Annotated in this window: 22 protein-coding genes; 11 read left to right on the forward strand and 11 right to left on the reverse strand. The window is 61.6% G+C overall.

The window, feature by feature from the left end; translation table 11 throughout:
• Positions 1 to 143: 143 nt before the first annotated feature.
• Positions 144 to 1,274, forward strand: coding sequence for a TRAP transporter substrate-binding protein (locus tag ACFOGH_RS17110; RefSeq protein WP_380074381.1), 1,131 nt, complete (start codon positions 144 to 146; stop codon positions 1,272 to 1,274).
• A 66-nt stretch (positions 1,275 to 1,340) separates the two neighbouring features.
• Here ACFOGH_RS17110 and ACFOGH_RS17115 read toward each other — a convergent pair whose 3' ends face one another.
• The 3 genes from ACFOGH_RS17115 to ACFOGH_RS17125 form a co-directional block, all read right to left on the reverse strand.
• The gene (locus ACFOGH_RS17115; RefSeq protein WP_380074382.1) at positions 1,341 to 3,128 is read right to left on the reverse strand and encodes a TRAP transporter large permease; all 1,788 of its coding nucleotides are present in this window, start codon (positions 3,126 to 3,128) and stop codon (positions 1,341 to 1,343) included.
• A complete protein-coding gene (locus tag ACFOGH_RS17120) occupies positions 3,125 to 3,733 on the reverse strand; it encodes a TRAP transporter small permease subunit (RefSeq protein WP_380074383.1) in 609 nt (202 codons plus the stop codon). The genes ACFOGH_RS17115 and ACFOGH_RS17120 overlap by 4 nt, the downstream gene beginning before the upstream one ends.
• 157 nt (positions 3,734 to 3,890) lie before the next feature.
• Complete coding sequence (locus ACFOGH_RS17125) at positions 3,891 to 4,313, reverse strand: tellurite resistance TerB family protein (protein WP_380074384.1); 423 nt, start codon at positions 4,311 to 4,313, stop codon at positions 3,891 to 3,893.
• 109 nt (positions 4,314 to 4,422) lie between these two features.
• On the opposite strand from ACFOGH_RS17125, the gene ACFOGH_RS17130 reads away from it, so the two are divergent.
• The gene (locus ACFOGH_RS17130) at positions 4,423 to 6,003 is read left to right on the forward strand and encodes a lysine--tRNA ligase (protein WP_380074896.1); all 1,581 of its coding nucleotides are present in this window, start codon (positions 4,423 to 4,425) and stop codon (positions 6,001 to 6,003) included.
• 116 nt (positions 6,004 to 6,119) lie between these two features.
• Positions 6,120 to 6,518, forward strand: coding sequence for a DUF4864 domain-containing protein (locus tag ACFOGH_RS17135; protein WP_380074385.1), 399 nt, complete (start codon positions 6,120 to 6,122; stop codon positions 6,516 to 6,518).
• A gap of 81 nt (positions 6,519 to 6,599) precedes the next feature.
• Here the strand turns inward: ACFOGH_RS17135 and mog are convergent, their stop codons facing one another.
• Positions 6,600 to 7,130: a molybdopterin adenylyltransferase gene (gene mog / locus ACFOGH_RS17140; RefSeq protein ID WP_380074386.1), complete on the reverse strand. Its 531-nt coding sequence runs from the start codon at positions 7,128 to 7,130 to the stop codon at positions 6,600 to 6,602.
• 122 nt (positions 7,131 to 7,252) lie between these two features.
• Here mog and rsgA point away from each other — a divergent pair, with 122 nt between their 5' ends.
• On the forward strand, positions 7,253 to 8,269 hold the full coding sequence (gene rsgA, locus ACFOGH_RS17145; protein WP_380074388.1) for a ribosome small subunit-dependent GTPase A: 1,017 nt from the start codon (positions 7,253 to 7,255) through the stop codon (positions 8,267 to 8,269).
• A 63-nt stretch (positions 8,270 to 8,332) separates the two neighbouring features.
• On the opposite strand, the gene ACFOGH_RS17150 is transcribed toward rsgA, so the two are convergent.
• On the reverse strand, positions 8,333 to 8,806 hold the full coding sequence (locus ACFOGH_RS17150; protein ID WP_380074389.1) for a protein-tyrosine phosphatase family protein: 474 nt from the start codon (positions 8,804 to 8,806) through the stop codon (positions 8,333 to 8,335).
• Between the two features lie 80 nt (positions 8,807 to 8,886).
• On the opposite strand from ACFOGH_RS17150, the gene ACFOGH_RS17155 reads away from it, so the two are divergent.
• From ACFOGH_RS17155 to ACFOGH_RS17175, 5 genes are all read left to right on the forward strand, one after another.
• Entirely contained in the window at positions 8,887 to 10,635 is a 1,749-nt protein-coding gene (locus ACFOGH_RS17155; RefSeq protein ID WP_380074390.1) for a DNA polymerase III subunit gamma/tau, read from the forward strand.
• Between the two features lie 9 nt (positions 10,636 to 10,644).
• Positions 10,645 to 10,989, forward strand: coding sequence for a YbaB/EbfC family nucleoid-associated protein (locus ACFOGH_RS17160; protein WP_380074391.1), 345 nt, complete (start codon positions 10,645 to 10,647; stop codon positions 10,987 to 10,989).
• Between the two features lie 15 nt (positions 10,990 to 11,004).
• Complete coding sequence (recR, locus tag ACFOGH_RS17165) at positions 11,005 to 11,595, forward strand: recombination mediator RecR (RefSeq protein ID WP_380074392.1); 591 nt, start codon at positions 11,005 to 11,007, stop codon at positions 11,593 to 11,595.
• 96 nt (positions 11,596 to 11,691) lie between these two features.
• Entirely contained in the window at positions 11,692 to 11,892 is a 201-nt protein-coding gene (locus tag ACFOGH_RS17170) for a hypothetical protein (RefSeq protein ID WP_380074393.1), read from the forward strand.
• A 164-nt stretch (positions 11,893 to 12,056) separates the two neighbouring features.
• Entirely contained in the window at positions 12,057 to 12,263 is a 207-nt protein-coding gene (locus ACFOGH_RS17175) for a cold-shock protein (protein ID WP_054005237.1), read from the forward strand.
• A 109-nt stretch (positions 12,264 to 12,372) separates the two neighbouring features.
• Here the strand turns inward: ACFOGH_RS17175 and ACFOGH_RS17180 are convergent, their stop codons facing one another.
• Positions 12,373 to 12,744 carry a hypothetical protein gene (locus tag ACFOGH_RS17180; protein ID WP_380074394.1) on the reverse strand — a complete coding sequence of 124 codons (372 nt, stop codon included), beginning with the start codon at positions 12,742 to 12,744 and terminating at the stop codon, positions 12,373 to 12,375.
• A 244-nt stretch (positions 12,745 to 12,988) separates the two neighbouring features.
• Here ACFOGH_RS17180 and ACFOGH_RS17185 point away from each other — a divergent pair, with 244 nt between their 5' ends.
• Together ACFOGH_RS17185 and ACFOGH_RS17190 are read left to right on the forward strand one after the other, a co-directional pair.
• Positions 12,989 to 13,909 (forward strand): alpha/beta hydrolase, encoded by a 921-nt coding sequence (locus ACFOGH_RS17185; RefSeq protein ID WP_380074395.1) that lies wholly within the window; start codon positions 12,989 to 12,991, stop codon positions 13,907 to 13,909.
• Positions 13,906 to 14,652: a class II aldolase and adducin N-terminal domain-containing protein gene (locus ACFOGH_RS17190; protein ID WP_380074396.1), complete on the forward strand. Its 747-nt coding sequence runs from the start codon at positions 13,906 to 13,908 to the stop codon at positions 14,650 to 14,652. Before ACFOGH_RS17185 ends, ACFOGH_RS17190 begins: the two co-directional genes overlap by 4 nt.
• 14 nt (positions 14,653 to 14,666) lie before the next feature.
• On the opposite strand, the gene ACFOGH_RS17195 is transcribed toward ACFOGH_RS17190, so the two are convergent.
• The 5 genes from ACFOGH_RS17195 to ACFOGH_RS17215 form a co-directional block, all read right to left on the reverse strand.
• Positions 14,667 to 15,500, reverse strand: coding sequence for an alkaline phosphatase family protein (locus ACFOGH_RS17195; protein ID WP_380074397.1), 834 nt, complete (start codon positions 15,498 to 15,500; stop codon positions 14,667 to 14,669).
• A gap of 72 nt (positions 15,501 to 15,572) precedes the next feature.
• Entirely contained in the window at positions 15,573 to 17,207 is a 1,635-nt protein-coding gene (locus ACFOGH_RS17200; protein WP_380074897.1) for an ABC transporter ATP-binding protein, read from the reverse strand.
• 4 nt (positions 17,208 to 17,211) lie between these two features.
• Complete coding sequence (locus tag ACFOGH_RS17205; RefSeq protein WP_380074398.1) at positions 17,212 to 18,030, reverse strand: ABC transporter permease; 819 nt, start codon at positions 18,028 to 18,030, stop codon at positions 17,212 to 17,214.
• Positions 18,027 to 18,983, reverse strand: coding sequence for an ABC transporter permease (locus ACFOGH_RS17210; RefSeq protein WP_380074898.1), 957 nt, complete (start codon positions 18,981 to 18,983; stop codon positions 18,027 to 18,029). Before ACFOGH_RS17210 ends, ACFOGH_RS17205 begins: the two co-directional genes overlap by 4 nt.
• 8 nt (positions 18,984 to 18,991) lie before the next feature.
• Positions 18,992 to 20,581, reverse strand: coding sequence for an ABC transporter substrate-binding protein (locus tag ACFOGH_RS17215; RefSeq protein ID WP_380074399.1), 1,590 nt, complete (start codon positions 20,579 to 20,581; stop codon positions 18,992 to 18,994).
• Positions 20,582 to 20,602: the final 21 nt, after the last annotated feature.

Consider the following 20,602-nt stretch of genomic DNA (forward strand, 5'->3'; position numbering starts at 1 on the left):
TGCGGATAACGCAGCAGGATTTCCGCGCAAGAACCCGGGCGGGATTGGCCGCTTTGCCGTCTAACTGCATAGACAGAACGATCTTAGCGTGTAGTCTGATTGCGTGTCGGCGTGGGATGAGGAGACCGCGCCAGCCGTTGTGATTGCATCAACAGGAGGATTGCATGGATCGTCGTTCATTTCTGACCAAGGCTTCGATTGGGGGGGTTGGTGCGGCAGGGGCCGCCATGCTCGCCTCGCCGATGATTGCACAGACCAGCCCGAAGGTGACGTGGCGGATGACCTCGTCCTTCCCGAAATCGCTGGATACCATCTATGGCGGGGCCGAGGTGCTGTCCAAAATGCTGTCCGAAGCCACCGATGGCAATTTCCAGATTCAGGTGTTTGCGGCAGGCGAATTGGTGCCCGGTGGTGCCCCTGCGGCAGATGCGGTCAGCGCGGGCACGGTTGAGGCCTGCCACACCGTTGGCTATTACAACTTCGGCCAAGACCCGACCTTTGCGCTGGCGGCCGCCGTGCCGTTCTCGCTGTCGGCACGTGGCATCAACGCCTGGCACTACCATGGCGGCGGCATTGATCTTTATAACGAATTCCTCGCCACCAAAAACATCTTCGCGCTGCCGGGTGGCAACACCGGGGTGCAGATGGGTGGCTGGTTCCGCAAGGAAATCAACACGCTGGCAGACCTGCAGGGCCTGAAATTCCGCGTGGGTGGCTTTGCCGGCAAAGTGCTGACCAAGCTGGGCGTGGTGCCGCAGCAAATCCCGGGCGGCGACATCTATCCGGCGCTGGAAAAAGGCACGATTGACGCCGCCGAATGGGTCGGCCCCTATGACGATGAAAAGCTGGGCTTCTACAAGGTCGCCCCGTTCTACTACTACCCCGGCTGGTGGGAGGGTGGGCCGACCGTCCACTTCTTCTTCAACAAGGCGCAGTATGAATCGCTGACCCCGACCTATCAATCCTTGCTGCGCACTGCGTGCCGCGCCGCTGATGCCGACATGCTGCAGAAGTATGACTACAAGAACCCGACTGCGATTAAATCGCTCGTCGGCCAAGGCGTGCAACTGCGCCCGTTCAGCCCGGAAATCCTGCAAGCCTCGTTCACCGCCGCGAATGAGGTCTATGCCGAGATGGAGGCCACCAACGCCCCCTTCAAGAAAATCTGGGAATCGATCAAGGGCTTCCGCAACGACTACTATCAGTGGACGCAAGTTGCGGAATACAACTACGACACCTTCATGATGATCCAGCAACGCGACGGCAAACTCTAAGCCGCGCCACAAAGAAAGCCCCCGCCGATCGCTCGGCGGGGGTTTTTTGTTGCGCTGTCCCCAAGGTCAGGGCGCAGGTTTGGTCGTGCCAAAGCTGGGCGGTTGCGACAGCAGGTCATTGCCGCCCAAAGGTGCGGGCGCAGCAGGCGCGGGTGCCGCAGGTTTTGCAGGGCCACCCAAGCCGCCACCCAAACCGCCGCCAAGCCCACCATCCAGACCGCCCAATCCCCCCAAGCCGCCAAGGCCCGAGTTCGGCGCGGTAAAGGTGACATGCGATGTATCCACCACCGCCCCCTTGTAGTGCATCACCATCTGCGGGAAGGCGATCACCAGACCGATCATCACCACCTGAATCACCACAAACGGCACCGCCCCCCAGTAAATCTGGCTGGTCTTCACCGGTGCCATCATCCGGCCTGTCACCTTGTCGGTATAGGGCTCTTTCGGCGCGACAGATCGCAGATAGAACAGTGAAAACCCAAACGGCGGATGCATGAAGGACGTCTGCATATTGACGCCAAGGATGACGCCAAACCAGATCAGATCAATGCCCAGCTTATCCGCCACCGGGGCCAGCAGCGGCACAAGGATAAACGCCAGCTCGAAGAAATCGAGGAAAAACGCCAGCAGGAACACCAGAATAGAGACGCCAATCAGGAAGCCCAACTGCCCGCCCGGCATCGCAGTCAGCAGATGCTCCACCCACAAATGCCCTTGCACGCCGTAGAAGGTCAGCGAGAACACCCGCGCGCCCAGCAGAATGAACATCACGAACGACGACAGCCGCGTGGTGGCCGCCAGCGCCTGCTGGATCACCCCCATGTTCAGCCGCCCCTTGACCCCGGCCAATATCAGCGAGCCGACAGCCCCCATCGCCCCGCCCTCGGTTGGGGTGGCAATGCCCAGATAGATCGTGCCCAGCACCAGAAAGATCAGTGCCAACGGCGGGATCAGCACGATGATCACCTGCGAGCACAGCCGCGACATCAGGTTGATGTTCAACGCGCGGTCCAGCAGCGCCGCGATGTAGATGCCGATGATCGCAACCGACGCCCCGATGATATCCGCGCCTTCACCGTAAACCGGCAGCAGCGCTGCGATGATCAGATAGCCCGCCCCGCCCGCCACCAGCAGCGACACCATGAGGGATGTCACACCATTGCCCAGCGTCCGCGCCTCTTTCGGCAGCGCCGGTGCCCAGTTCGGGCGGAACATCGTCACCATGAACACGTAAGACATATAAAGCCCGGTCAACACCAAGCCCGGAATCATCGCACCCTTATACATATCGCCAACCGAGCGGCCCAACTGATCCGCCAGAATGATCAGCACCAGCGACGGCGGAATGATCTGCGCCAGGGTGCCCGACGCTGCAATCACGCCACTCGCCAACCTGCGGTCATAGCCATAGCGCAGCATGATCGGCAGCGAAATCAACCCCATGGCAATGACCGAGGCCGCAACAACCCCCGTCGTTGCCGCCAATAGCGCGCCGACGATGATCACCGCATAGGCCAACCCGCCGCGCACCGGGCCAAACAACTGCCCGATGGTTTCCAGCAGATCCTCGGCCATGCCGGATCTTTCCAGCACGATCCCCATAAAGGTAAAGAACGGGATCGCCAGCAGCGTTTCATTCTGCATCACCCCCCAAAATCGTTCGGGCAGCGCGTAAAGCAAAGGCCAGTCCAGCGTGATGGTGCCTTCGGACAGCGGGGCCAGAAACACCCCGATGACGAAGAACAACAGCCCATTGGCCGCCAGGGAAAACGCCACCGGATAGCCCGCCAGCAGAAACACCACCAACGAGACGAACATGATCGGCGCCATGTTCTGCGCGATAAGTTCCATCATTTGCGCGCATCCTTATCGGCTTCAGCCTGCAAAGCGGCCAGTTTGTCGGCCAGTTCAGCCCCTTCCTGTGCAGCCGCCTCATGCGCCGAAACAAATGGGGTTGGGTCGGGGATGATCCCCCGCATCACCGCGATTTTCTTGATGATTTCCGAGATGCCTTGCAGCGTCAGCAACAGCATCCCGATCAACAGCAACGCCTTGGCAGGCCACAACACCAACCCGCCCGCGTTGTTGGAAACCTCGCCCGAGCGGTAGGATTGCAGCACATAGGAGACAAAATACACATCCATCAAAATCGCAAACGGCATCAGAAAGAACAGATGGCCCAGCAGATCAATCCAATGCTGGGTGCGCCGCGACAAAGCGCCATAAACGATGTCGATGCGGATATGTTCGTTCTGCTTCAACGTGTAGGCCGCCGCCAGCAGAAACGCCGCCCCATACAGATACCATTGCGCCTCCAGCAGCGCATTGGACGAGGTGTTGAACAGCTTGCGCACCACCGCATTTCCGGCGCTCAGCAAAATGGCAGCCAGAATGAACCAGCCGACTGTCTTGCCGATGACCTCATTCCCGCGATCTATAAAGCGTGATAATATCAACATGATGGACCTCCCCATTCCGTCGACTTTGGTCAACCCGCCGCTGTCGGTCAATCAGGGATAGAGCGCGGGCCACGCTCAGACCGCGATTTTGGATTCGATTTTCCCATGACGTCGCGGCAAGCGCTGCGGCTTTCAGCACTGCCTGATTTTTGGGCGCTCAGGGCCGCATATGGCGCACCCGCGCGCCCCATTCGATCGCCGCTGCATGCAGACGGTCGATGCTCAGTTCCTCACGCACTTCCTCAAGCATGCGCAATTCGACCTCGCGCAACTGCCCATCTGCGGTGGCCACATCGCAAGCCAGCGCATAGGCGGTCTCATTCAGCCGTTCCGGCAGCGCATCGCGGATCAGCCCGAACAAAGCCTCAAGCCCGTCCTCTTCCTCAAACAGATCAAACACTGTCTGCGCCACCACCCGCATTCGGTCGGCGTCATAGCCCGCGAACACCGGCATATGGTTCACCGTGCGCTGGATCGCCACCAACTCGGCCGTGCGCATGTTCTCATCCGAGGCCGAAACCGCGATCATCACGGCCAGCAACGCATCCTGTGGCGACAGCGAAGGGGGGGTATCGGGCACGTCTGGTCTCCTGTTGTTGCAGTGCAGAATATTGACCTGCGCGCGTGGCGGCAATAGAGGACAATGGCTTGTGATGGCATGGGGTCATCACGCGTTGGAGTATGCCGCGATGTCCGCTTTGCGCGATGCTGGGATGAAGTCGAAAGCTTGGCCCTTTGAAGAGGCCCGCGCGCTGCTCAAACGTTATGAGAAAAAAGCGCCGGAAAAGGGCTATGTGCTGTTCGAAACCGGCTATGGCCCGTCAGGTCTGCCGCATATCGGCACCTTTGGCGAAGTGGCCCGCACCACCATGATCCGCCGCGCGTTCGAGGCGATTTCCGATATTCCCACCCGGCTGATCTGCTTCTCGGATGATGTGGACGGCATGCGCAAGGTGCCGGAAAACGTGCCGCAGCAAGACATGCTGCGCGCGCATATGCAAAAACCGCTCACCTCTGTGCCCGATCCTTATGGCGAATACCCCAGCTTTGGCGCGCATAACAACGCCATGCTGCGCCGGTTCTTGGACACGTTCGGCTTTGAATATGAATTCATCAGCGCCACCGAATTCTACAAATCGGGCCGCTTTGACGACACGCTGAAACTGGCGACCGAACGCTATGACGCGATCATGAAGATCATGCTGGCCAGCTTGCGCGATGAACGCCAGCAGACCTATTCCTGCTTCCTGCCGATCCACCCGGAAACCGGCCGCGTGCTCTATGTGCCGATGAAGCATGTCGATCCAGTCAACCACACCATCACCTTTGACGACGAGTCGGGCCGCGAATGGACGCTTCCCGTCACCGGCGGCAATGTCAAACTGCAATGGAAGCCCGATTTCGGCGCACGCTGGGCCGCGCTGGATGTCGATTTTGAGATGTATGGCAAAGACCATTCCACCAACACCCCGATCTATGACGGGATTTGCGAGGTTTTGGGCGGTCGCAAGCCGAACCACATGACGTATGAGTTGTTCCTGGATGACCAAGGCCAGAAGATTTCCAAATCCAAGGGCAACGGCCTGACGATTGACGAATGGCTGTCCTACGCCTCGACCGAAAGCCTGTCGTATTTCATGTATCAAAAGCCCAAGACGGCAAAACGGATGCATTTCGACGTGATCCCGCGCGCGATGGATGAATATCACCAGCAGTTGCGCGCCTACCCGACCCAAGACATCGAGGCACAGGTCAACAACCCAGTCTGGCACATCCATCGCGGCAATCCGCCGGAATCGAAGATGGTGGTGCCGTTCTCGATGCTGCTGAACCTTGCAAGCGTGTCTGGGGCCAAGGATGCCAAGGGCCTGTGGGGCTTCATCAAGCGCTATGCGCCCAATGCCTCGCCCGAAGCCAACCCCGATCTGGATGCAGCGGCAGGCTATGCCCTGCGCTATTTCGACGACCGCATTGCCCCCACCCGCACCTTCCGTCTGCCGACCGATCAGGAACGCGCCGCCATGCTCGATCTGCGCGCGCGTCTGGTGGCATGGGACGGTGGCTTGGACGACGAAGCCCTGCAAAGCATGGTCTTTGCAGTCGGCAAGGATCATGCGTTCGAGCCTTTGCGCGACTGGTTCAAGGCCCTGTATGAGGTCTTGCTGGGCGCATCCGACGGCCCGCGCTTTGGCGGCTTCATCGCCCTTTACGGCGTTGAAGAAACCATTGCCCTGCTGGATCGCGCCCTGAACGGCGATCTGGTCGGCTGATCTGCTGAAAAATTACGCCCCCGCCGCGCTTGCCCTTGCGCGGCGGGGGTTTTCATTTGACGAAATCCCGCCTTGCTTTACCTTTATCATCGGGGACGGTGTCAAAAGGGGTTGCGATGCGACTTTACCTTTCTGTAGCGGCTTTTGCAGCTTTGGCCCTTCCAGCGGCGGCCCAGGAAGCCCCCATTCAGCAGACCATCCAGCAACAGCTTGACGCGTTCAACGCGCAGGATGTGCCCAAGGCCTGGACCTATGCCTCGCCCAATATCAAGGGCATCTTCGGCACCCCGGATCAGTTCGGCGAAATGGTCGAAAAGCTGTATCCTATGGTCTGGCAGCACGGCGATGTGCGGATGCTAGAGCTGCGCACGGTGGCGGGCAATCTCTGGCAACGGGTGATGATCACCGATCTGGGCGGGCGCACCTATCTGCTGGATTACATGATGGTGGAAACCAAGGACGGCTGGCAGATCAACGCCGTGCAACTGCTGCCACAGCAGGGGGTGGGCGCGTAAAATCGCACCCAACCACAACATCCGGTAGAAAACACGCCAAATTCGGCCCGAAAACACAAGTCATTCCCAGATGGGAAAGCATCAGGCCTTCGGGCGATGCGCCTTGATCAGCGTCGGATCGGTCTCGATCCAGCCGGCGCCGATCAGATCAAGGCAATAGGGCACAGCGGCAAACACCGCCTCTAGGCTGGTGGCAATGGCATTCGGGCTGCCGGGCAAGGTGATGATCAGCGTCTTGCCGCGCACCCCCGCCGATTGCCGCGACAGGATCGCAGTGGCCACAACGCGGCCATTGGCCACCCGCATCGCCTCGCCAAACCCCGGCAACTCCATCTTGATCACATCCGCCATCGCCTCGGGCGTCAGATCACGCGGGGATGGCCCAGTGCCGCCGGTGGCAAGGATCAGATCGGCCCCCCAGTTATCCGCCAGATCGCACAACGCGCCCGCCACTTCGGCCCGCCCGTCCGGCGTGATGCGGCGCAGGATCTCGACCGGCGTGGTGATCACCCGGCGCAGCCATTCTTCTGCAGCAGGGCCGCCCCGGTCGGCATATTCACCTTTCGCGGCGCGGTCAGAGACGGTCAGAACGGCAATACGGGCAGCACTCATGGCATTTTCCTCTTTGCCGCCAAAATGCGGCGTCGCCCGTGCGCGCGCAAGCCCCCGCTTGCCGCATCGGCCACAGGCGCGTAAACTGCCGCTGCCCGCTAGGGGCCGACAAAGGATGCCGTTTGCCTGATTTCACGCTGCCTGATCTGGGCTGGTCTGACCATTTCTCTGCACAACTGACCGAAACAGATGCGGCCCTTGTGCCTGCACGCCTGACCTCGCTGCACCGCGCCCGCGTGCAGGCCCTGACAGCGACGGGCGCTATGGAACTGCTCTGCCCCCCGACCCTGTCGGTCGCGGATATGGCGGTGGGCGATTGGGTGCTGGCCGATGGCCCCCGCGTGGGCCGGGTGTTGGAGCGCATCAGCCTGTTGCAACGCCGCGCCGCAGGCACCGGCACCGCCGCACAACTGATCGCCGCCAATGTCGATACCATGTTCGTCGTCACCTCGTGCAACGCCGATTTCAACGAGGCGCGGCTGGAGCGTTACCTTGTGCTGGCCCATTCCGCTGGCATCACCCCGGTTGTGGTCTTGACCAAGGCCGACATGGCCGAGGCCGCCCCCTATATCGCCCGCGCGCAAGGCCTGTCGGCGGGGATGGCGGTGCTGGCGCTGAACGCGAAATCCGGCGATCTGGGCGCGCTGGACCCATGGTGCCGCGCGGGGCAAACCGTGGTGCTGCTGGGCTCATCCGGGGTCGGCAAATCCACTTTGGCCAACAGCCTGACGGGCGGCGCGCTCGAGGTCGGCGATATCCGCGAAGATGACGCCAAAGGCCGCCACACCACCACCTCGCGCTACCTTCTGGCCCTGCCCACCGGCGGCTGGCTGATCGACACGCCGGGGGTGCGCGAGTTGCAACTGACCGATGTGGCCGATGGCATCGACGTGCTGTTTTCCGATCTGATCGACCTCGCCGCCGATTGCCGCTTCCGCGATTGCAAGCACACCGTCGAGCCGGGCTGCGCCGTGCAGGCGGCGATTGCGGCGGGCAAGGTCGATGCCCGGCGGCTGGAAAGCTGGCGCAAGCTGGGCGCCGAAGAGGCCGCCAATTCCTCTGCCATGCAGGTGTCGAAAGTGCGGGCAGCGGGCAAATTCACCAAGAAATCCGCCGCCAAGCGGCGATTTGGCGGATAGCCGGGGGTTTCACACCCCCGGCTATCCGTGGAGTATTTGAGCCAAGATGAAGACCGATGTCGGTCAGGTGGCAGCGGCTTGGCTGGCCCACAGCAGTTGCGCTTGGGTTTCCACCGCGCAAGGCCGCACTTGGCGCAGGCGGATCAGGGCAGGCTCGGGGGCCTCACCAGCTTCGACCATCAGCCGCAGCGCGGCACTGCCGGACCGCCCGCAGCCGCCCATGCAGTGCAGCAGAACCTTGTCACCCTGCGCCAAATGCCGATGCGCGTGCGCCGAGACGTCGTCCCACCCCTGCCCCGGCGTGTCGTAATCCGCAGTCGGCAGATGCAGCCATGCGATCCCCGCTTCGGCAAGATCATCGCCCAGCGGCGGCGCTGTGCGCGCCAATTCTTCGGATGTGGTGAATGTCACCACCAGTGCAGGCCGCCAATAGCGTATCGCCAGCAGATCAGCCGCGTAAAACCCCGCGCGCCCGGGGCATGGGCTGATCCCCAGCAGCCCCTGCCGCAAGGTCAGCTCTGCGATTGTCAGCCGCATCTGTTCCTCTTTGGTTTACGTTTGGCCCCGCGCGGCTTAGGTTATGCGCAGCCGAATCCGCCCCGCGCACAAGAGGCATGATGACCGAAACCCCGCCGCAAACCTATCAGGTTCTGGCCCGCAAATACCGCCCCGCGACTTTTGCCGATTTGGTCGGGCAAGAGGCGATGGTGCGCACGCTGAAAAACGCCTTCGCGGCCGACCGGATCGCCCATGCATTTATGCTGACGGGCATTCGCGGCACCGGCAAAACCACGACGGCGCGGATCGTGGCCAAGGGGCTGAACTGCGTCGGCCCCGATGGCCAGGGCCAGCCCACCACCGAACCTTGTGGCCTGTGTGAGCCGTGCATGGCGATCGCCGAGGGCCGCCACGTCGACGTGATGGAGATGGATGCCGCCAGCCGCACTGGCGTGGGCGACATGCGCGAAGTGATTGACTCGGTCCACTATCGCGCAGCCTCGGCGCGCTACAAGATTTACATCATCGACGAAGTGCACATGCTGTCCAATGCTGCGTTCAACGCGCTGCTGAAGACGTTGGAAGAACCGCCGGCGCATGTGAAATTCATCTTTGCCACCACCGAAATCCGCAAGGTGCCGGTGACGGTGCTTTCCCGCTGCCAGCGCTTTGATCTGAAGCGGATCGAGCCGGAAGTGCAGATGGCGCTGATGCGCAAGATCGCCGATGCCGAGGGCGCGAAGATCACCGATGGCGCTTTGGCCCTCATCGCGCGGGCGGCAGAAGGCTCGGCCCGCGATGCCACCAGCCTGCTGGATCAGGCGATTTCCAACGGCGCGGGCGAAACCACCGCCGAACAGGTGCGCGCCATGCTGGGCTTGGCCGACCGGGGTCGGGTGCTGGATCTGTTCGATCTGATCATGAAGGGTGAGGCGGCCGGGGCCTTGGCGGAACTGTCGGGTCAATATGCCGACGGGGCCGATCCGATGGCGGTGCTGCGCGATCTGGCCGAGATCACCCACTGGATTTCGGTGATCAAGATCACCCCCGAAGCCGCCGAAGACCCCACGACGCCGCAGGATGAGCGTGAACGCGGTCTGGCCATGGCGCAGGCCCTGCCAAGCCGCGCGCTGTCGCGGATGTGGCAATTGCTGCTCAAGGCGCTCGAGGAAGTGGCGCTCGCCCCCAACGCGATGATGGCGGCCGAAATGGCGGTGATCCGTCTGACCCATGTCGCCGACCTGCCCGACCCGGAAACGCTGGTGAAAAAGCTGATGTCGCAAAGCGCCCCGCCGCGCCCGACGGGTGGCGCACCGGCTGGCGGTGGCGGTGGTGGTGGCATGATGCATGGCGCGCGGATGATGCCCTCGGCCCCGATGCGCGGGCCGACGATGCAGGGCGGTCAGGCTTTGGCTGTGGCCGAAAGTCAGTTGGTGATTTACGCCAGCTTTGCGCAAGTCGTTGAGTTGATCCGCGAAAAGCGCGACATGCGGCTGCTGATGGAAGTCGAGGAAGGCGTGCGGCTGGTGAAATACGCACCGGGCCGGATCGAGTTTGAACCTGCCCCCGGCGCAAAGCCTGACCTTGCCGCGCGGCTGTCGCAGCGCTTGCAAGGCTGGACCGGCGCGCGTTGGGGCGTGTCGGTGGTGAACACCGGTGGCGCGGCCACCTTGGCCGAAGAACGCGACGCCGCCGCAGAAGCCGCCCGTGCCGAGGCGATGGGCAACCCGCTGGTGCAGGCCGTGATGCAAGCCTTTCCGGGTGCGAAGATCACCGATATCAGAACCGCCGAGGCGATGGCGGCCACTGCCGCCGCCGAAGCCTTGCCGGAAGTGGACGACGAATGGGACCCCTTTGAAGATGACTGAGGAGACAAGATGCTGAAAGGTTTGGGCGGCATTGGCGATATGGCCAAGATGATGAAGGCCGCGCAGGAAATGCAGGGCAAGATGGCCGAACTGCAAGAGGAAATGGCGCGCACCGTGGTGATCGGTGAAGCGGGCGGCGGGCTGGTCAAGGCGCGGTCCACCTGCAAGGGCGAGATCACCGGGCTGGATATTGATCCATCGATCCTCGTCGCCTCGGAAAAGGAAGTGGTCGAAGATCTGATCATCGCCGCGATCAAGGATGCCCAGAACAAGGGGCAGGCCCGCAACATGGTCGAGATGCAGAAAATGACGCAAGCGCTTGGTCTGCCTGCGGATTTCAAGCTGCCGATCTAAGGACATCCGGGCAGAATGGAGCAATCGCGCGACATCGAGGTGCTGATCGAGCTGATGGCGCGATTGCCGGGGCTTGGCCCCCGCTCGGCCCGACGCGCGGTGTTGGCGTTGTTGAAAAAGCGCGGGCCGCTGATGGCCCCGCTGGCGCAGGCGATGGCGACGGTCGCGCTGACGGCGAAGGATTGCGTGATCTGCGGCAATATCGGCACCGCCGAGATTTGCCCGATTTGCAGCGATGAAACCCGCGCCACCGGCGAGATCTGCGTGGTCGAGGATGTCTCGGACCTCTGGGCGATGGAGCGTGGCGGCGCGTTTCGTGGCCGCTATCACGTGCTGGGCGGCACGCTATCGGCGCTGGATGCGATTGGCCCGGAAGAACTCGGCATCCCCCGGTTGGTCGATCGGGCGCGCGATGCGACCGAGGTTATCCTTGCGCTGAATGCCACGGTCGATGGCCAGACCACCGCGCATTACATCGCCGATGCTTTGGCGGGGCTGGAGGTGCGGATCACCTCGCTGGCGCAGGGCGTGCCGATTGGCGGCGAGTTGAACTATCTCGACGATGGTACCATTGGCGCGGCACTGCGAGCGCGGCGGCAGTTCTGAAAGACTTTTGCCGTCCTTCACAACCATTCCGCGCTTTCGCCGCATTGTCGCCGCATTCCGCCACCCTACTGCACCTGTGATTTTACGGAGGGTGCGATGGCTGTCGTTTCAATGATTACAGGCGGAATGCTGGGATTTTTCTCGGCCTTGTTCAGCCTTGTGGCGTTGAATGTCAGCTGGATGACCGCCCTTGGGTTGTGGAGCGGGGTCGGTTGCGCCGTCGCCGCTTTGGTGCTGGGATTCGCGATGTGGCCGCGCCGTAAGGCCACCGATCTGCGCCGGACGGAACACGCCTAGTCCATAATTTTTTCTTGATCTGTGGCCAGAATCGCCCATATCAAAGAGTGCGACGTTGACTCTCTGCGATCTCTGTCTCCGATTTCGGCCACAGCATTCGACAAAGGCTGACTGCGCCAAGCCGCCGCAATCTCGCGGGCGGCACCACTGAAGGAGACATCACGATGGCTAAGGGCACCGTGAAATGGTTCAATGAGACCAAAGGCTTTGGCTTTATCGCCCCGGAAGGCGGCAAAAAAGACGTGTTCGTGCACATCTCTGCGCTGGAGCGTGCTGGTCTACGCTCGCTGAAAGATGGCCAGCCGGTCACGTTCGACATCGAAGCCGGCCGCGATGGCCGCGAATCGGCGACCAACCTGGCATTGGCCTGAACCGTCAGCCTAAGGGCTGGATGAATTTGAAAGGGGCGCATCTTGGATGCGCCCCTTTTCATTTCCGCGCTGATCACGACCTGCAATCAGGCAAACACGGGCTGGATCTTCAGATCAAACGCATCGCAAGCCGGTCGCGCAAGGCATGTTCAAAACCAACCCGCAGCGAAATCCCCGAGGTGGGCGCACGCAGCACCACGGCATCGCCGCGGTTCTCAGGAAACTCTTGCGCCGCGCATTCCTTTGACAACAGGATCACCGGCACCCGTTTGGCCACATCAGCCAGCAGCGCATGCGCCCGACGCCCCGCCGCCAGTCCGCCAAAGCAATCACAGTCGATCACGCACAGCCCGTATCCAGCCGGATCCTCGATCACCGCCTCAAGCCCGGCAAACAGATCATCCGCCATTTCAACCTTGCCACCAAGCCCCGCAAGACGATGCGGCAAAGGCGCAGCCTCTTGTCCCTGACTGACCAGCATGACCCGAATACCAAGCCCAACGGGCGAGGCGCTGTGTTGTTCTAGTGACCGGATGATTTGCACGATTGTTCCCCTCAACATGGCAGCGGTCTACGACTTCTCTGAGTTAACCTTGAACGAGGCTTGCGGCGGCAATGGGGCAGTCAATGGGACATTCTTTGCTGAATTGTGGCGATGATTGGGCGTTGAACCCGCAGGCTTTGCCCGCCATGATCACCAGCGAATGCACCGGGATTTGCTCATCATGCCAGCGCCAGATTACCAAAGCCTTATCGACGCCGCGACTTGGGGCTTTATCCGAGATACCGACGCCTGCTATCCGCCTGACACCGCCAGCATGGACATTGCCGATCAACGCCGGGTCTATGACGCGATGTGCGCGCATTTTCAGCGCGGCTATCCGCCGGGGGTCGTCTCGGAAGATCGCATGATTTCAGAGGTTTCGTGCCGGGTCTATCCGGGGGAAGCCCCGACAGTGATCTATCTGCACGGCGGCGGTTATGTGGTGGGCGGATTGCACAGCCATGATGACGTTTGCGCCGACATTCGCGCCGCCACCGGGTTGCAGGTGGTGGCGGTCGATTACCGCCTGTCGCCCGAGCATCTGCACCCCGCAGCCTTTGATGATGCCCGCGCCGTCGTGCAGGCGGTGGATGGTGCGGTGGTGCTGGTGGGCGATTCGGCGGGTGGCAATCTTGCCGCCGCCGTCAGCCATGCCCTGCGCGGCGATGCACGGATTCTGGGGCAAGTGCTGATCTATCCCGGATTGGGCGGTGATCGCAGCAAGGGCAGTTATCAGACCCATGCCTTCGCGCCGATGCTGACGCTGGCGGATGTGGAATTCTATGCAGGTATCCGTCATGGCGGCACCGAAGTGCGAGGCGATCCCACCGTCGCGCCCCTGCAAGACAGCGATTTCACCGGCCTGCCGCCCACCGTTGCCATTGCCGCCGAATGTGATCCGCTGGCCGATGATGCACATGACTATGCCGCGGCCATCCGTGCCGCAGGCGGACGGGCGATGGCCTTTACCGCGCCGGGGATGGTGCATGGCTATCTGCGTGCCCGCGCCAGCGTGCCGCGCGCCGCCACCTCTTTCAGCGAAATCTGCAACGCGATCACCGCCTTGGCGCAAGGCCACTGGCCCTATGGAGAGCAAACATGAACGCACATGCCAATATCACCCATTGGGCCGAACGCGTCGATCTGGCGGCGGCCTTTCGCTGGAGCGTCAAGCTGAACCTGCATGAGGCGGTGTCGAACCATTTCAGCCTTGCGGTGAACGCTGATGGCAGCAAATTCTTGATGAATCCGAACATGCGCCACTTTGGCCGCATCACCGCATCCAGCCTGCTTGAGATTGACGCCAACGATCCGACCACGATGAACCGCCCCGATGCGCCGGACCCGACCGCCTGGGGCCTGCACGGCAGCATCCACCGCGCCCTGCCCCACGCGCGCTGTGTGATGCATGTGCATTCGATCCATGCCACGGTGCTCGCCAGCCTTGCCGACAGTTACCTGCCCCCCATCGACCAGAACTCGGCGATGTTTTTCGGACGGCAGGTGGTGGATGCCGATTACGGCGGCATGGCGTTTGAGGAAGAAGCAGCCCGCTGCGTGCAGCTTTTGACCGATCCGAAGATCACCACGATGATCATGGGCAACCACGGCGTGCTGATCATCGGTCAATCGGTGGCCGATGCCTTCAACCGGCTGACCTATTTTGAGCGCGCCGCGGAAACCTATATCCGCGCCCTGCAAACCGGCCGCCCGCTGCGCATCTTGTCCGATGCCGTGGCCGAAAAAACCGCCGGCGAATGGGATGCCTACCGAGGCTATGCTGAGGCACATCTGCGCGAGGTCAAGGCCCTGCTGGATGAAGAAGGCGCGACCTACGCCAGATAAGGGCGCAAGTCGGGTCAGGCCTGAAAGAACGGCTTCGCCTTCATACTGGGCGGAACCGCCACGCCCATCCGCGTCAGGATCGACGGGGCCAGCGCCAACTGATCCAGCACGACATCCGGGCCGGGCATCTCAGACTCGCCAAAGTAGTAGAACGCGAAGTCCTGCTGCAATTCTCCAGTGCCGCCGTGGTGGCCGCGTTCGTCCTGGCCGTGGTCGGCGGTGACAATCACCTCATATCCCGCCGCACGCCAGCGGTGCAGGAACGGGGCCAGCATCGCATCTATCACATAGCAGGCATGGTCCATTTCCTCGCAATCGTGGAAAAACCGATGCCCCATGCTGTCCAGCGTGCAGGTGTGCAGGATGCCATAGTCGATGCCCTTTACCTCGGCCAAACGGGTCAGCGTGGCGAACAGATCGACGTCTGACGGCGTCATCTGGTTGATATTGCCATAGCCGGTCATGGTGTGGAAACGGCCATGGGTGATCGGGCCTGCGGGTTCGTCATATTCGATATCACGCACCACATCGAAGGGGCTGCGGTTGAACAGTTCCGACCAGAAACTGTGGGTGACAGCCCCAGTCTTGCGCCCCGCCTTGCTGAGTTCTGAAAAGATATCCGGCTGCTCCAGCCGATACACCGCCTCATTGCCCCATACCCGGTGCTGTTGCGGCGGCACCCCGGTATGGATCGAGGCATAGCACGAGGCCGAGGTCGAGGGCAGCGTCGCCCGCATCCGCCACACCCGCGCCTCGCCTTGGGCGACAAAGCCCTCAAGGTTGCCGAACAGGCGGCGCCAGTTGCGATAGGGCACACCGTCAAGGATGATCAGCAGCAGTTTGTGCATGGTTTTCTCCGTGCCCAACCGGGGAAGCCTCCGGCGGGGATATTTAGGGACAGATGAAATGGCTTCAGCGCCTTAGTTGCCGCCGCTTTCCATTTTGCGCGACGCCAGCACCTCTTCCAGCCAGCCAAGTTGCATCTCGGGGACCGAGGACAGCAGCAGGTCGGTGTAATCATCAAACGGCGGCGTCAGCACATCGGTTTTGCTGCCATAACGCACGACCTGCCCGCGATACATCACCGCGATCTTGTCGGCGATGGCTTTCACTGTCGCAAGGTCATGGGTGATGAACAGATAGGCCACGCCCTCGCGTTCCTGCAACGCCAGCAGCAGTTTCAGGATGCCATCGGCAACCAGCGGGTCGAGCGCCGATGTCACCTCATCGCAGATGATCAGCTTAGGCTTGGCGGCCAGTGCGCGGGCAATGCAGACGCGCTGTTTCTGGCCACCGGAAAGCTCGGCTGGGTAGCGATCAATAAAGCCCGCGCCCATCTCGATTTCTTCTAGCAACTCCTGAATACGCGCGCGTTTTGCAGCACCTTTCAAACCAAAGTAGAACTCCAGCGGCCGCCCGATGATGGTGCCCACGGTCTGGCGCGGGTTCATCGCGGTGTCGGCCATCTGGTAGATCATCTGCAACTCACGCAGATCATCCCGCGTCCGGCCCGCCAGATCGGGCGACAGCGTGCGGCCTGCGAATGTGATGCGGCCTTGGGTGGCGGGCAAAAGCCCGGTGATCACCCGCGCCAGCGTCGATTTGCCCGAGCCACTTTCGCCCACCACAGCCAGCGTTTGCCCCGCCGAAAGATCAACCGTGACATTCTTTAGCACGTCGAAATTGGTGCCCTTGTAGCGCGCGGTGACATTGGCGACCGACAGCACCGAGGCCGTGTCCGGCTTTTCGGCGTGGTCAATCGAACGGACCGAGACCAGCGCCTGCGTATAGGCTTGTTGTGGTGCGTTGATAATCTGATCGGTTGTGCCGTATTCCACCTTTTTGCCACCACGCAGCACGAGGATGTCGTCGGCCACCTGCGCCACCACCGCCAAATCATGGGTGATATACAACGCCGCAACGCCTGTGTCGCGGATTGCCGCCTTGATCGCCACCAGCACGTCGATCTGCGTCGTTACGTCCAGCGCGGTGGTGGGCTCGTCGAACACCACCAGATCGGGCTTGGGGCACAGGGCCATCGCCGTCATCGCGCGCTGCAACTGTCCGCCCGAAACCTGATGCGGATAGCGCGAGCCAAAGGTTTCCGGGTTCGGCAAGCCCAGCTTGCGGAACAGATCCACCGCGCGGGCCTCGGCCTCGGCCCGCGACATCAGCTTGTGGTGCAGGCTGGTTTCAATCACCTGCTCCATCAGCCGTTTCGCCGGGTTGAAGGCAGCGGCGGCGGATTGCGCCACATAGGTCACTTCATGGCCACGCAATTTGCGCAGATCACCGGGGCCAGCGGTGCGGATATCGCGGCCATTCAGCAGGATCTGACCCGAGGCCAAACGCGCCCCACCGCGGGCATAGGACATCGCCGACAGGCCAATGGTGGATTTGCCCGCCCCGGATTCACCGATCAGCCCCAGCACGCGCCCCTGCTGCACCGCGACCGACACATCATCCACCAGCACGACATGGCGCGGCGGCTCTCCGGGCGGATAAGACGTGGCCTCGATGCGCAGGTTCTTGATTTCAAGCAGGTTGGGTTTCATCTGATCAAGCACCGCGACCACCTTTCAAGCTGGTGGTGCGCGACAGCACCCAATCCGCCACCAGGTTCACCGAGATTGCCAGTGCGGCAATCGCAATCGCCGGGGCCAAGGCGGCCGGGATGCCATAAACCAACCCGGCCGAGTTTTCCTTCACCAAGCCGCCCCAATCCGCCAGCGGCGGCTGCACGCCAAGGCCAAGGAAGGACAGGGTCGAGATGAACAGCACGGCAAAGATAAACCGCAGGCCAAGTTCGGCGACCAGCGGCGACAGAGCGTTGGGCAGGATTTCCGAGAAAATGATCCAGCCCTGCTTTTCGCCCCGCAACCGCGCGGCTTCGACGTAATCCATCACCGTGATATCGACGGCTACGGCGCGCGAAAGCCGGAACACCCGCGTCGCATCCAGAAAGCCCATCACAAGGATCAGGTTCAGCGTGGTCACATCCACCGCCGTTAGGATCACCAACGACAGGATCAGCGTCGGAATCGCCATCAGCAAATCGACAAAGCGCGACAGCGCCTGATCGACCCAGCCGCCCGCCGTCGCCGCCAGAAAGCCCAGCACCGATCCGGTGACAAAGCTGAGGATGGTAGAGGCCGTGGCGATGAAAATCGTCACCTGCGCGCCATAGATCATCCGCGTCAGCAGATCGCGGCCAATCGAATCCGTGCCCAGCCAATGCGCGGACGAGATCGGATCCCACACGCCACCAACCAATTCGTCCATTTTATAGGGCGCAATCAGATGCGCGAAAATGGCCACGAAGAAAAAGCCCCCGGTCAGGATCAGACCGATCAGGGCGGAAAGGGGAATACGCCTCATTTCGGATGCCTCAGTCTGGGGTTGGCAAGGATGGAAACCACATCGGCCAGAATGTTCAGCCCGATATAGACGGCGGCAAAGATCATCCCGCAGGCCTGCACCACCGGCAGATCGCGCTTGGTCACATGGTCCACCAGATACTGGCCCATGCCGGGATAGACGAACACCACCTCAACCACGACAACGCCCACCACCAGATAGGCCAGATTCAACATCACCACGTTGACCACGGGGGCGATGGCATTCGGGAAAGCATGTCGCCAGATCACAGTCAGCGGCGACAAGCCTTTCAGCTCGGCAGTCTCTATATAGGCCGATTGCATCACGTTCAGAATGGCTGCGCGCGTCATCCGCATCATATGCGCCAGCACCACCATCACCAGCACGATAACCGGCAGAATGATCGCGCTCAGGCGTTCAAACACGCCCATGCCGGGAAACACCATCGACATCGCGGGGAACCACTGCAATTTGACGGCAAGGAAATACAGCACCAGATAGCCCGCCACAAATTCCGGCAGGCTGATCGTGGCCAGCGTGACGCCCGAGATCAACCGATCCGGCCAGCGCCCGTTGTAGCGTGCCGCCAGCAACCCCAACAGGATCGCAAGCGGCACCGAAATCAGCGCGGCCCAGAACGCCAGAAACAGCGTATTTCCCAGACGGCTGCCGATAGAGGTGGCGATATCCTCGCCGTTGGTCAGCGCCACCCCCATGTCTCCGGTCATGAACCCGTAGAGCCAATGGCCGTAACGCCACAGCACAGGCTCGTTCAGTCCCATTTTCTCGCGCAGGTTAGCCAAGGCCTCGGGCGTTGCCGATTGCCCCAGCATGGCTTGCGCCGTATCGCCCGGCAAAGCCTCGACCCCAAAAAAAATCAGGGCCGAAACCGCCAACATGAGCAACAGTCCCAGCACCAATCGCTGGGATACGAGTTTCACAACCGGATGCATCGGGCGGATCAGGTGTTCAGCCAGCACTTGGCAAGTGCGCGGCCGTTCATCAATTCACCGTTCGGATCAGGCAGCCAGCCGCCGACTTCTGCGCGCTTGGCCTCGACGAAGTCGTTGAACATCGGGCAAATCAGACCGCCGTTGTCGCGCAGCATGTGCGCCAGTTCCGAATATTCGGCCTTGCGCTTGGTCTGGTCCAACTCGGCGCGGGCAGCGATCAGAACTTCGTCGAACTTCGGATCTTTGAACTTGGTGTCGTTCCAGTCGGCGGTCGACAGATAGGCCGTGGAATACATCTGATCCTGCACCGGACGCCCACCCCAATAGCTGGCGCAGAAGGGTGCGACGTTCCAGACGTTCGTCCAATACCCATCATCGGGCTCGCGCTTGATTTCCAACGGGATACCGGCGGCATTGGCCGATTGCTGGAACAGTTGCGCCGCCTCGATCGCGCCGGGGAAGGCCCCTGCCGCCACTTGCAACACGATGGGCGAGCCATCATGGCCGGATTTCTTATAGGCTTCCGCCGCCGCTGCCGCATCATACTCCCGCTGCGGGATGGTGTCGTCGAACAACGGATAGGCCGCGTTGATCGGGAAGTCGTTGCCGCGCGAGCCAAGGCCGCCAAGGATCTTGTCGACCATTTCCTGACGGTTGATCGCCAGTTTCAACGCCATGCGCAGGTCGTTGTTGTCGAAAGGTGCCTTGTCGCAGTGCATAATAAAGACATAGTGGCCACGACCTGCAACAGCCTCGATCGAGATGCCGGGTGCGCCTTTCAGCAGTCCGACGATCTTTGGGTCAACGCGGTTCATCATATGGACCTGACCAGCCTGCAGCGCCGAGGTGCGCGCGGTGTTGTCGTTGATCACGATGATCTCGACATCATCGGCATGGCCCATGGTGCTGTCAAAGTAGTTGGCATGCTTGGTGAAGGTATGGCGCACGCCCGGCTCGTTGGCGACGATCTTGTAGGGGCCAGCGCCGATGCCTGCGGTCGGGTTATCAAAACCACCGCCGGGCTGAATGATCAGGTGGTAATCTGCCATCAGGAACGGCAAGTCGGCGTTACCGGACTTCAGCTTCAGCGTGACCATGTCACCTTCGGCTTTCATGTCCACGATATCTTTCACGATGCCCAAAGCGCCCGACTGCGATTTCTCATCGGTGTGGCGTTTCAGTGTGGCAACAACGTCGTCCGACGTTACGGTCTTGCCGTCGTGGTATTCAACGCCCTTACGGATCTTGAATTTCCATTCCATCGCATCCGGGCTGGACGACACTTCTTCGGCAATCCGGTAGTCGATCTCGCCCTTGGCGTTCACGTCAACCAGCATCTCGCCCCAAGTCATGTTCACGGCGAAGGGCACTTCCGAAGCGGCCAGCGCCGGGTCCAGCGAGTTGGTGGATTCGCCACCCGCCATACCTGCGCGCAGCAGGCCGCCCTTTTTCGGCTCTTCCGCCCGCGCAGCCGAAGCCAGCAGGGTCGAGGCCATCGCCGCCGACACGCCCAGCGCACCGGCACGGCCAACGAATTCGCGGCGGCTCATCAAGCCTTTGGTGGCGCGCGACAGCAGATAGTTCAACTCATTCGACATTGTGATCTCCCTGATTGCCCC

Source organism: Cypionkella sinensis (genome assembly GCF_042646385.1).
Taxonomy (GTDB): Bacteria; Pseudomonadota; Alphaproteobacteria; order Rhodobacterales; family Rhodobacteraceae; genus Cypionkella; species Cypionkella sinensis.

Coding starts and splice junctions, on each gene's coding strand:
- ACFOGH_RS17215 (WP_380074399.1), bottom strand. CDS start 20,581: ATGTCGAATGAGTTGAACTATCTGCTGTCGCGCGCCACCAAAGGCTTG.
- ACFOGH_RS17150 (WP_380074389.1), bottom strand. CDS start 8,806: ATGCGGCTGACAATCGCAGAGCTGACCTTGCGGCAGGGGCTGCTGGGG.
- ACFOGH_RS17115 (WP_380074382.1), bottom strand. CDS start 3,128: ATGATGGAACTTATCGCGCAGAACATGGCGCCGATCATGTTCGTCTCG.
- ACFOGH_RS17180 (WP_380074394.1), bottom strand. CDS start 12,744: ATGCTGGTCAGTCAGGGACAAGAGGCTGCGCCTTTGCCGCATCGTCTT.
- ACFOGH_RS17120 (WP_380074383.1), bottom strand. CDS start 3,733: ATGTTGATATTATCACGCTTTATAGATCGCGGGAATGAGGTCATCGGC.
- ACFOGH_RS17195 (WP_380074397.1), bottom strand. CDS start 15,500: ATGCACAAACTGCTGCTGATCATCCTTGACGGTGTGCCCTATCGCAAC.
- ACFOGH_RS17155 (WP_380074390.1), top strand. CDS start 8,887: ATGACCGAAACCCCGCCGCAAACCTATCAGGTTCTGGCCCGCAAATAC.
- ACFOGH_RS17205 (WP_380074398.1), bottom strand. CDS start 18,030: ATGAGGCGTATTCCCCTTTCCGCCCTGATCGGTCTGATCCTGACCGGG.
- ACFOGH_RS17160 (WP_380074391.1), top strand. CDS start 10,645: ATGCTGAAAGGTTTGGGCGGCATTGGCGATATGGCCAAGATGATGAAG.
- ACFOGH_RS17130 (WP_380074896.1), top strand. CDS start 4,423: ATGTCCGCTTTGCGCGATGCTGGGATGAAGTCGAAAGCTTGGCCCTTT.
- ACFOGH_RS17210 (WP_380074898.1), bottom strand. CDS start 18,983: ATGCATCCGGTTGTGAAACTCGTATCCCAGCGATTGGTGCTGGGACTG.
- recR (WP_380074392.1), top strand. CDS start 11,005: ATGGAGCAATCGCGCGACATCGAGGTGCTGATCGAGCTGATGGCGCGA.
- ACFOGH_RS17135 (WP_380074385.1), top strand. CDS start 6,120: ATGCGACTTTACCTTTCTGTAGCGGCTTTTGCAGCTTTGGCCCTTCCA.
- ACFOGH_RS17190 (WP_380074396.1), top strand. CDS start 13,906: ATGAACGCACATGCCAATATCACCCATTGGGCCGAACGCGTCGATCTG.
- mog (WP_380074386.1), bottom strand. CDS start 7,130: ATGAGTGCTGCCCGTATTGCCGTTCTGACCGTCTCTGACCGCGCCGCG.
- ACFOGH_RS17185 (WP_380074395.1), top strand. CDS start 12,989: ATGCCAGCGCCAGATTACCAAAGCCTTATCGACGCCGCGACTTGGGGC.
- ACFOGH_RS17170 (WP_380074393.1), top strand. CDS start 11,692: ATGGCTGTCGTTTCAATGATTACAGGCGGAATGCTGGGATTTTTCTCG.
- ACFOGH_RS17200 (WP_380074897.1), bottom strand. CDS start 17,207: ATGAAACCCAACCTGCTTGAAATCAAGAACCTGCGCATCGAGGCCACG.
- ACFOGH_RS17175 (WP_054005237.1), top strand. CDS start 12,057: ATGGCTAAGGGCACCGTGAAATGGTTCAATGAGACCAAAGGCTTTGGC.